Here is a 10,577-nt window from a genome sequence, read left to right on the forward strand (position 1 = left end):
TATTTTTATTTGGCGATTTTACTGGCTTTTTCATTTTAACCCTTTTTTGGCATACTCGCCAAAGTGAGATGCACCCGCCGCTAGGTGCGATCGAACAGCACGGCCCCCATTTGCCTTTAATTGTAGATGCGGCAATTAGCGCGGCGGTGACTGGCAAAGCGCTGGCTTCGTTAGATGCAAGTATTCCCGCTTATGCTTTGCCGCCTTTGTACTACGGCAAGTCGAACGAACACTGCCATTTTGCCGGTACAATTATGCTCAGTGCTCAAACACTTTTAGCAGTAATCGGCGAAATTGCTGACAGTATTTACCGGGCAGGATTTCGGAAATTAGTGTTAATGAACGCTCGCGGCGGACAGCCGCAGGTGATGGAAATTGCGGCGCGGGATATTCATCAAAAATATCAGGATTTTTCGGTTTTTCCGCTGTTTGTTTGGCGGGTTCCGAATGTTGCTGCTGAATTATTGACTGCGAAGGAGTTGGAGTTTGGGATTCACGCGGGTGATGCAGAAATGAGTTTGATGTTGTCAATTTTGCCGTCACAGGTGAAAATGGAACTGGCTGTTACAGAATATCCGAAAAATTTGCCGATCGACAGTTTGGTGAGTCGGGAAGGGAATTTGCCTTTTGCTTGGCTGACGCGAGAGTTGACTGAAAGCGGAGTTTTGGGCGATGTGACGGTGGCGACGAAAGAAAAGGGATCTCGGATTCTCGAATCTCTCTCTGACGGCTGGGCACAAGTTATCAAAGATGTGCACAAATTTCGACAGCCGGGAAGTTCGGCAACGAGCAATGTACGGGATGTAACGGATGTAACGGATGTCAGTCCGATGGAAGAATGAAGAGGGAAGAAGATCGATGTGGAAAGGCAGTCCCAACAATAGTTGCAGACACAAGTTATCAAAGATGTGCACAAATTTCGACAGCCGGGAAGTTCGGCAACGGATTCTGTAACGGATGTAACGGATGTAACGAATGTCAGTCCGATGGAAGTCGGAAGAGGGAAGAATATCGATGTGGAAATGCAGTCACAACAATAGTTGCAGCAGCAATTAAGAACGTTCTAACTGTCTTGGCGGTTGCTATAAAAATCAAAAATACAGTCCTGGAGGCATAACCGATCTATGTATGGTGCTTAGGTTGCACCTTATCGCTATTAAGAATTAAAAATCAAAAATTGTTCTAATCCGTGTCAAAATAAGTCTAAGAAATTTTTTGAGTGGGAAAACTAACGATGAGTGTAAATCCTAAATTGCAGCGGGCATTTGAGCAAGGTCGCGCCCTGAAAATTATCAGCGGTTTAAATAATTTTGATGCCGCAAACGTTGCGGCTGTCGTCAAAGCAGCGGATCTCGGCGGTGCTTCCTTTGTCGATATTGCTGCCGATCGAGATTTGGTGTTGATGGCAAAACTGTTGACAAATTTGCCAATTTGTGTATCTGCTGTGGAACCGGAAAAGTTTGTGGCTGCGGTAGAAGCTGGCGCTGATTTGATTGAAATTGGTAACTTTGATGCTTTCTACGCAGTAGGGCGCCGCTTTGAAGCTGAGGAAGTTTTGGAGTTGACTCGCCAAACTCGATCGCTATTTGGGAACATCACTCTTTCTGTGACAGTTCCCCACATTTTGACACTCGACAAACAAGTACAGTTAGCAACAGAATTAGTCAAAGCTGGCGCTAACATCATCCAAACCGAAGGCGGCACCAGCGCCCAACCAATTCACGCCGGAACCTTGGGATTAATTGAAAAAGCAGCGCCTACTTTGGCAGCAGCCTTTGAAATTTCCCGCGCCGTACAAGTACCCGTACTCTGCGCTTCCGGCATCTCCAGCGTCACCGCACCCCTCGCTATTGGAGCCGGTGCTGCGGGTGTTGGTGTCGGTTCTGCTGTCAGCCAACTTAATAGCGAAGTGGCGATGATTGCGGCTGTTCGCAGTTTGGTTGAAGCTTTGGCTTTGGTTTCGCGATCGCACTTTGCTGCTTCAATTTAATTAAGAAGGAAGAAGGAAGAAGGAAGAGGGAAGAAGGAAGAAGGAAGAAGGAAGAAGGAAGAAGGAAGAAGGAAGAGGGAAGAAGGAAGAAGGAAGAGGGAAGAAGGAAGAAGGAAGAAGGAAGAGGGAAGAAGGCTCTTCAGCTTCGTTCAGAGTAAAAAGAAGGAAGAAGGAAGATTTTTCTCATCCCCCACTCTTCCCCTCTCCCACTCTTCCCCTCTTCCCCTCCCCCACTCTTCCAAAACTTCCTTAATAATTGATAAACCACACGGCATAATCATCTAATAACTGATTGTTTGGGGAACTTTCATCAACTGATTCTAACTCGAATAAAGGCAACATAAACTTTTGGCGATCGGCGACGCGCTGCACTTCCACAAATATGCCTTCTTCCTGAAGTACAAAATCATGTAGCCGATTAATTATGAAGCTATCAGTATAAGAAGGTTGAGTTTTTTTGAGTCTTGCATATTCTTTTTTGCTGCCAAAACCCATTGTATATTCTTCTTCCCATTCAAACTCTTCTATGCCGGTAACGTGGCACGGGAGTTGAATATTTTCCTTGATGTACTTTAGATATTGGACTGAGTTTTTTTGGGTGCTATCAATATTTTTAGAACCCAAAATTTTGCTCATTTTAGTTTCAAAATGCTTGGTATTAAATGGGATATTTTTATCGAGATGCGCTAACATTTCTGGATCGAAGCCCGATCTCAATTCGGATAATTCCTCCAGCAGGCGCTGGAAGTCGTTTAGCGGTTTCGGTCTTCTGCCTGCTACAATGGTTTCATCAAGCTGAACGGCCGGAAGTTCGACTTCAGAAGGAATGGATTTGCTGGGATTTGGGCGATCGTCAAATTTAGACTTGGTAACTTTAGGCTGGTTAAGTTTAGGCTTGTTAAATTTAGGCATCGCTCGGTCTCGCTCGATCGGTTTATCAATAAAGTATATCTTGGCAGAAGTACATTCGTGTCTGATAGGAGGAAGCTATTATGCAACTACTGAAATCGCCTGATGAATCGCCAGTCTATCAAGGACAATTCGGCGAGTTTACGATTACTCAAAGCGATCGCGCGGGAGTATTGATTTACCGCGCTGGATTGGGGGTGGCTGCGCTGTGTTTTGCGATCGGCACTACTCTGGTGCTGCAACAGGGCGACAACCCGATTGCTATCCAAGCTGTAACGCCTGTTTTTGCTTGTTTCTGGATAGCTTTAGGCGTCAGCTTGGCAACTATTCACATTTACATGATTGCGCTGCACCGAACGCTACAGGCGTTTTGGGCGATCGGCGGCGCGGCAGCATTGTTTGTCGCCCTACAAAGCAGCGAACCCTTAGCTTTAGCGGTGTACGAACATCCAGCCACGCTGTGGGGAATTGGCTTTACTTTTGCTGCCTTAAATGGCATTTATTTTAAGGAAGCATTCTGCTTCAACCGCCTAGAAACTAAGTTTTTGACTCCGGGAGTTCCTCTCTTAATTTTAGGACATATTTTCGGCTTTTTATCACCCGAAAACGAACAATTTTTGCTCGCATTTTGGGCGGCTTTGTTTATCATCTTTGCTGTGCGGAAGTTTTTTCAACCGATGCCGCAGGATATCGGCGACAAGAGCGTTTTTGAGTATTTGAAACACAAATAATTTGGGAATGGGGCATTGGGAATGGGGCATTGGGACATGGGGCCGAAGAGCAATTCGATCGCTATCTCACTGTCCCACTATTTCCATTTTCCTAAAACCATTGGTGTTGTGGCTTCTTCCTTCTTCACATCGATTTTCTTGCTTCTGCTATAAAATGAGAATTCGTTTAATCCGTCGTCGAGAAATCTGGGTAATTACTAGGGAAGGTTGGATAATTGCAAGCACGGGGTTGATAATTTTAATGCTCTTAATTATTACAAATATCCATCCATTCTTGGCGGTAAATGCGCCGATTAAAGCAGATATATTGGTTGTCGAAGGCTGGTTGCCGGATTATGCGATCGAAAGCGCGATCGCCGAATTCAAAAAAGGCGAATACCGCCAATTAATTACCACAGGACTGCCTTTAAGTAAAGGCTACTATCTCGCTGAATATAAAAATTATGCCGAACTGACGGCCGCGACTTGTATTGCGTTAGGATTTGATAAGGACAAAGTAGTAGCAGTACCTGCCGCGAGTGTTGTGAAACACCGCACTGCTGCTTCTGCGATCGCACTTCGAGATTGGCTTTCTACTTCAGCTTTAAAAGTTAACTCAATTAATCTTTATTCTTTGGGCACTCACGCCCGCAGAAGTTGGATTGTTTTCAAAGAAGTCCTGAATCCTGAAATTAAAGTCGGGATTATAGCGGCGGAATCGCAAGATTACAACTCACAAGAATGGTGGAAATCGAGCGAAGGTTTTCGGACGGTAATCGGAGAAATTATTGCTTATATTTATGCCCGTTTTGTTGATTGGAAAAATTAGTCATTAGTCATCAGTCATTAGTTATTAGTAAATAAAAGTTGAGGGCAACTCGTTGTTAGAAGAACGCGCTTACTGGTTAGCATGGTCACAAATTAACGGTATCGGGCCGATTTTGTTGCAAAGATTGCACCAAAATTTTAATAGTTTGGCAGAAGCTTGGACTGCAAAACCAGTAGATTTAATGCGAATTGAAGGGTTTGGCAAGCAGATAATTGAAACCATTGTGCAAGAACGCACTAAACTTAATCCCGAAGAGTTTATCGAAAAACATCTTATAAAAAATCCCTGTTTTTGGACGCCTGCCGATCCAGATTATCCCCGCTTATTATTGGAAATTCCCAATCCGCCACCAGTGTTGTATTATCGCGGTTTAGTCGATCGCAAAGAGAATGAAGGAATTACGCCGACGGTGGCAATTGTTGGCACTCGCAGCCCTTCGGAATACGGCAGAAGGTGGACTCGCAAAATTAGTACGGCTTTGGCTAGAAGCGGTTTTACTGTGGTTTCGGGATTGGCTGCGGGCATTGATACAGAGGCTCATACAGGCTGTTTGGAGGCGGGAGGAAGGACTTTTGCAGTGGTGGGGACGGGAGTAGATATTGTATATCCCAAACAAAATGAGCGGTTGTGCGATCGCATTTTGCAGCAGGGATTGGTAATTAGCGAATATCCGGCGGGGACTCAACCGAATAGAACTAATTTTCCGCGCCGAAATCGCATAATTGCTGGCTTAAGTCGCGCTACAATAGTGATAGAAGCTCCGCACAAATCGGGTGCTTTAATTACTGCTTATCAAGCGAATGATTTTTGCCGGGATGTGTATGTTTTGACGGCAAGATTGGATGATGAGCGTTCTTTTGGTTGTTTGGAGTTGCTGAGTAAAGGTGCTCATCCAATTCTCCCGAATAGCGATCGACTGTTAAGCGAAGACAGGTTATTGGAAATGCTCGGAGCTATGCCCAAATTGGATAATGCCGAGCAGTTGTCGCTGTTTCCACTAAATCCGACGGTTGAGAAGCAAGGGCCGCCGTTGGAGCCGGAATTGGCTAAGGTGTTAAGTGCGATCGAATCTGGGCCGATTTCTTTTGATGTAATTGTGGAAGCAGCGGGATTGGAAGCGGGAACAGTTTCTAGTATACTTTTGCAGTTGGAATTGTTGGGATTAGTTTCGCAGTTACCGGGAATGCGATATCAGCGGTGCTGATGTGAAAAAAAACTGGGCGGTTGAAACCGCGTCTACACAGACAAAATCCGCCTGCGCGGATTGAAGAGAAGACTCTGTATTTTTCATTGTTGTTTAAGTTTCGATCCCCCTAAATCCCCCTTAATAAGGGGGACTTTGAATACTCTTGTCCCCCCCTTATTAAGGGGGGCTAGGGGGGATCGAGCGAACTATTAGAACAATTGCTTGACCCGAAATCGCTCTTAAATCAATCCGAAGTTAACGGCACTAATATTGCTAGCAGAAACACCGACCAGAGAAGCTAAAATCTCCCCTGTTTGGGCAAACCGGATTAAGGTCGCACCACTATCTTGACTAATCGCCAATTGCGAGAAACTCAACCCGTTACCCAATACTAACAAATCTTTACCGACTTCAAAATCGGTAATCGTATCAGTACCAGAATTGGTAGAGAGTAAGAACTTATCTACTCCCATTCCTCCTATCAAACTATCAAGTCCTAAACCGCCAGTCAGCAAATCATCTCCCTTACCTCCGTAAAGAATATCATTACCATCATCGCCATTCAAAATGTCAGCACCGCGGTTGCCAAACAAGGCATCATCACCGCTACTTCCCAGGATTGTATCGCTACCTTTGCCGCCGAAAATAGTGTCATTCCCCAGACTTCCATCGAGGGAATCATTGCCCCTCATCCCCATCAACACATTATTCCCGCTGTCGCCACTCAGGATATCGTCGCCATTCGTACCGAGAATTGCATTCGGGGAATTGCTGCCCAAATCTGCATCACCGCTGACAACAGGAGTTGCAATCCCAGCCGGCAATACTACAGCTTCAATTCTGCTATCTAAACCAGTACCAGTATTGTCAGCAACTAGCTGGGAAATAGGTTTATTTCCCGTACCAACTTCTTTGAAGTCTTGAGTGGTGGGGCCCAAGGCTACTTGTTGGAGGCGGGCAAGTGATTCAGGAATTGATGTTGCTGTTGGGTTGGAGACAGCCGCATCAATGCGTTGATTGGCTGTTGCCATTACTGTCGCGGATTGCGATGTAATTTGGGTGACTGTTTGAATGTTGAAACTGGGGTCAATCTGCTGGATTTTGGCGGCGGATTGCTGAATGATTGGTTCTAAGGCGGCTGGATTGCTGAGATTTAAGACTGTACCGGATTGAATTTGATTGGTAATTGAACTGACAACAGCTTTGACAATATCGGTATTGACTGCACTGGATGCACCGTCAATTAAAGCGCTGGTTTGAGTGATGAAGTTTTGGACTTTCACCATTTCGGATAAGACTTGGACTCCGCCCGGTATGTTGTTGTTGGTAGCTTCTATGGGATCGAAGCTAGTTAGGTCAACATCGGCGGGGAGAGAAAGGGCGGCTTTGACTAAAGATTGGGCTTCTTCGGGTGCAATTCCTTTGTCGATTAAGTCGGCGATTAAGGTGGTTAGGAGGGTGACTACACTCGCATCTGGTGGTGCGGTGACTGGTGTTTCTAGGGGTAAGCCGGTGGCGGTGTCAGTGCCTCCGGTGGCTACTAGATTGCCTTCTGAGGGGTCGATTTCTCCGTTTTTGTTGGTGTCGAAAATCTCGAAGGGGATGTTGAGATTGAATTTACCGCCTGTGTCGGTTGTGGTGGATGGTTCGTTGGTGTCAAGAATGCCGTTTTTGTTGGCATCGAGGAAGACAGTGGCACCGGAAATGTAGCCGTCGATCACCCAGCGGCCATCTTTTGTTGTTACCGTGAAAGTCTGTTCGCTACTGGCACCGTAAGAGTCTGTAGCTATTAACTTCACCTCGAAGGGTTGCGAACCGCTTGGGGGAGTTCCGGTGAATGTGATTGTGTTTTCCCAGGGGTTCGATTCAAGTCTGAGCCAATTAGTGTTTGAGCTACCATTTTCTAAAGGACTGCCATCAGGTAGAGTTAACTGGTAATTAATCGGGTCGCCATCGAGGTCAGTGTATACATCTTTGATCGCTTGGTTAAACTCTGTGTAGCTCCCACCTAAACGCATCTGCTCTTCTGGCGGGCTGTTCACAGTAATCTCGGTGGCGCTCAAATTATAGTCGCCCTCCGCACCGCTTCTGTAACTGGTGGTTCGCACGAGGTAATTGATGTTTGGCTGCACTTTGAAGCTAAGTTGCGAGTTCACACTTCCGCCAAAGTCATCGTTAAATTTGATTACCTCGTTAGTATCTGCATTAACCAGTTGCAGGTAGGTGTCAAATGGTGCATCGAGGTTGATTTTCACCTTCTGCCCCGGCGTTACTCCCACAAGGCTGTAGTCGTCTCGGTAGCTACCTGTACGGGCGGGGTTGTCGGGGTCAGTGTTGCTCAGTGTCCCGCTCAATGTCTGGGGAACGCTCAGGTTAATGCCTGTAGAGTTGTTGGTGACTGTAAATTCGCCTTCTGTGGCGAAAGGTGAACCGGCCCAAGCTGTGTCAATTGCTTGTACGCTCCAATAATATGTCCCTGGAGACAAGTCTTTGAGTTGCCAGGTAGTGTTTTGGTTGGCATTGCCCAGCCCCACTACTTGCCGAGTTCCGTCATTGAGAGACATCGGGGCGAGAATATCCTTGCCACCGAGAGTGCTGCCAACTCGCAGGTTGTAGCTTAAACCATCCGCAGGAGTTTGAGCATCAGTTGCTTTGTTCCAGTTAAAAGTGACATTTCGGCCCGAAGGTAAAGCCGACAGCCCTGTTGGTGCAGTTGGGCGAGTGTTCGCCATCTCATTATTGTTGCGGTACACTTGGTTGCCCAGCAAAATATCCAATTTGCCGTCACTGTCGTAGTCTCCCCAATATCCCTGAGCGTCACCAGTCACTCCTGCACTGGTATCTTCGCTAAAGCCGCTGCCAGTGTTGCGGTAAACTTTGCTGTCGAGCAAGATATCAAATTTGCCGTCGTTGTCGTAGTCTCCCCAAGCTGCGGAACTACCACCGGGCATGGCGGCAGTCGTGTCTTCGCTAAAGCCACTGCCTGTGTTCCGGTAAACTTTAGTGATGTTGCCAGAATCTGAATTACCCGCCAGCAAGATATCCAAATCGCCATCATTGTCATAGTCTCCCCAAGCAGCCGAACCATTAGAAACACCGGGCAAAGCGAAAGCTTCGCTAAAGCCGCTGCCAGTATTGCGAAACACCTTGGCTATTTTGCCTGAAACACTATCGCCCGTTAGCAGGATATCGAATTTGCCATCCTTGTTATAGTCCCCCCAAGCAGCCGAACCGTCGGTAACGCCCGGGAGTTGAGCGCTAATCTCTGGCGTAAAACTGCTGCTACTACCAGTATTGCGGTAAAGCACGCTGGCGTTTTCCTGGGCATACCCAGTAAAGTCTGAGTTGAAGATATTTTGTTTAGTGGCCTTGAGGATGTCAAGTTTGCCGTCATTGTTGTAGTCTCCCCATACTGGCGAACTACTATTATTGGGACTTATGTACTCGATCGTAGATCCATTCCAGCCATCGCCATTGTTGCCGAACAATTTGAGACTGGATGCTATTTGGTATTTGCCAACTCCGTTTGTTTGCAAGAGAAAATCTAGCTGGCTGTCGTTGTTGTAATCTCCCCAAGCTGCTAGGGAAGCTGACTCCCAACTTGGGTAGCCGCTTTCAGCGGTAAAGGTACTGCCACTATTGCGGTACAGCCAAGTACCAGTGAAGTCAGAAGAGCTACCGAATCTGCTAAGTGGCTCAGGGCGGCCCGACGCGATAAAATCCAGTTTCCCATCACCGCTGTAGTCTCCCCAAGGGCTAATCGCTCCGCCGTCGAAATAATTCGAGATTTCCGTATTGATTTTGTTGAAAGTGTAACTGCGTTCAAGATTAGTCACACTGACATCTTGAGGATCGATACCTGAGTACCCGGGACTGCCAAAAGAATTGCCACTGTCAGCAGATTCGTTGCTTATAGCTTGTCCGAGGATTATTTTGTAGGGACGATCGCCATCAGATTGATTATCGTTAATACCCTTGATTGTGACAATCTGAGCTATATCCCAATTATCAGGAGTGAACTTCAGCGTCGATACAGAAACAGTTCCTTCTGCCGTGTTGTCACTGCTGACTGGGATGACAACATCAGCTATAGGTTGCTGAGTCAACACAACACTGAAATTAGCAGTGTCGCCTGCTTCTGTTGTAATCAACTCGTTTGTTGGCCCAACGACAATCTGAGGATAGAGATTGTAGGGATCGGCATAAACGAACATATTGGTGAGACTGACATCAGAGGCATCTAGACCTGAGTATTTGCTGTCAGTGCTGATCGCAGGGGCGGTAACGATCGTGTAAGGTCGGTTAGCGGCAGCAGACAGAGTACCACCCTCTCCTTTTACCGTTACCTCCTGGGGTATATTCCAGTTGTCAGGTGTAAAGGTAACTCCTGGAGTGGAGAGACTACCTTCAGCAGGATTTTGAGGAGAAACATTCAAACCGATCGTAACAGGAGCCGTCGGCGGGCTATTAAGTGCGAGGGTAAATTTGGCTTTTGCACCTGTTTTAGTGGTGATTAATCCGTTGGTGGGGGAGACGGTGATGCCTGGGTTAGCAGCAGTGTCAGAATCCAAGTCAGATGGCGGTATGGTGTTACCCCTGTTAACAACAGTGGCATCCGGTGCGTTAAGGCCGTTGTAGTTACTATCCGCACTCACAGCAGGGGCAGTCACAATCTGATAAGTCTTATCGAAGTCAAATACTTTATCGTCCACACCCGTTATCGTAATCGGCTGCCACTGATTCCAATTAACAGAATTGAAGGTAATTGATTCCGTCGAAATTACTCCCTCTGCTTCATTGCTGCTACGCAAACCAATCGTTACATCCGCAGTAGGTGGGCGGTTGAGTCTGATGGTGAATTGGTCTGTGCCACCAGCTTCTGTAGTTACTAATCCCGATGCCGGACTAATAACAATGCCTGGACTCCCAAGTATTGGCGTCGGAGTCGGAGTG

8 protein-coding genes are annotated in these 10,577 nt (G+C 46.7%); 6 read left to right on the forward strand and 2 right to left on the reverse strand.

Translation table 11 applies throughout. The features are described from left to right. Positions 1-32 precede the first annotated feature (32 nt). From QUB70_RS07115 to QUB70_RS07125, 3 genes are all read left to right on the forward strand, one after another. Positions 33-842 (forward strand): creatininase family protein, encoded by an 810-nt coding sequence (locus QUB70_RS07115; RefSeq protein WP_332979336.1) that lies wholly within the window; start codon positions 33-35, stop codon positions 840-842. 66 nt (positions 843-908) lie between these two features. Further along, positions 909-1,040, forward strand: a complete 132-nt coding sequence (locus tag QUB70_RS07120) for a hypothetical protein (RefSeq protein ID WP_332979273.1) — start codon at positions 909-911, stop codon at positions 1,038-1,040. A gap of 194 nt (positions 1,041-1,234) precedes the next feature. After that, positions 1,235-1,990: a DUF561 domain-containing protein gene (locus QUB70_RS07125; RefSeq protein WP_332979275.1), complete on the forward strand. Its 756-nt coding sequence runs from the start codon at positions 1,235-1,237 to the stop codon at positions 1,988-1,990. Between the two features lie 249 nt (positions 1,991-2,239). Here the strand turns inward: QUB70_RS07125 and QUB70_RS07130 are convergent, their stop codons facing one another. After that, positions 2,240-2,902 carry a calcium-binding protein gene (locus QUB70_RS07130; RefSeq protein ID WP_332979276.1) on the reverse strand — a complete coding sequence of 221 codons (663 nt, stop codon included), beginning with the start codon at positions 2,900-2,902 and terminating at the stop codon, positions 2,240-2,242. Between the two features lie 80 nt (positions 2,903-2,982). Between QUB70_RS07130 and QUB70_RS07135 the strand changes: the two genes are divergently transcribed. From QUB70_RS07135 to dprA, 3 genes are all read left to right on the forward strand, one after another. Beyond that, positions 2,983-3,630 carry a DUF2301 domain-containing membrane protein gene (locus tag QUB70_RS07135; protein ID WP_332979277.1) on the forward strand — a complete coding sequence of 216 codons (648 nt, stop codon included), beginning with the start codon at positions 2,983-2,985 and terminating at the stop codon, positions 3,628-3,630. 154 nt (positions 3,631-3,784) lie between these two features. Continuing rightward, complete coding sequence (locus tag QUB70_RS07140; protein WP_332979279.1) at positions 3,785-4,438, forward strand: YdcF family protein; 654 nt, start codon at positions 3,785-3,787, stop codon at positions 4,436-4,438. A 52-nt stretch (positions 4,439-4,490) separates the two neighbouring features. Continuing rightward, a complete protein-coding gene (dprA, locus tag QUB70_RS07145; RefSeq protein WP_332979280.1) occupies positions 4,491-5,642 on the forward strand; it encodes a DNA-processing protein DprA in 1,152 nt (383 codons plus the stop codon). 221 nt (positions 5,643-5,863) lie between these two features. Here the strand turns inward: dprA and QUB70_RS07150 are convergent. Beyond that, a partial coding sequence (locus QUB70_RS07150) for an FG-GAP-like repeat-containing protein (protein WP_332979281.1) occupies positions 5,864-10,577 on the reverse strand: 4,714 nt, incomplete at its 5' end.

The organism is Microcoleus sp. A003_D6, assembly GCF_036702825.1.
In the GTDB taxonomy this organism is placed as follows: domain Bacteria; phylum Cyanobacteriota; class Cyanobacteriia; order Cyanobacteriales; family Microcoleaceae; genus Microcoleus.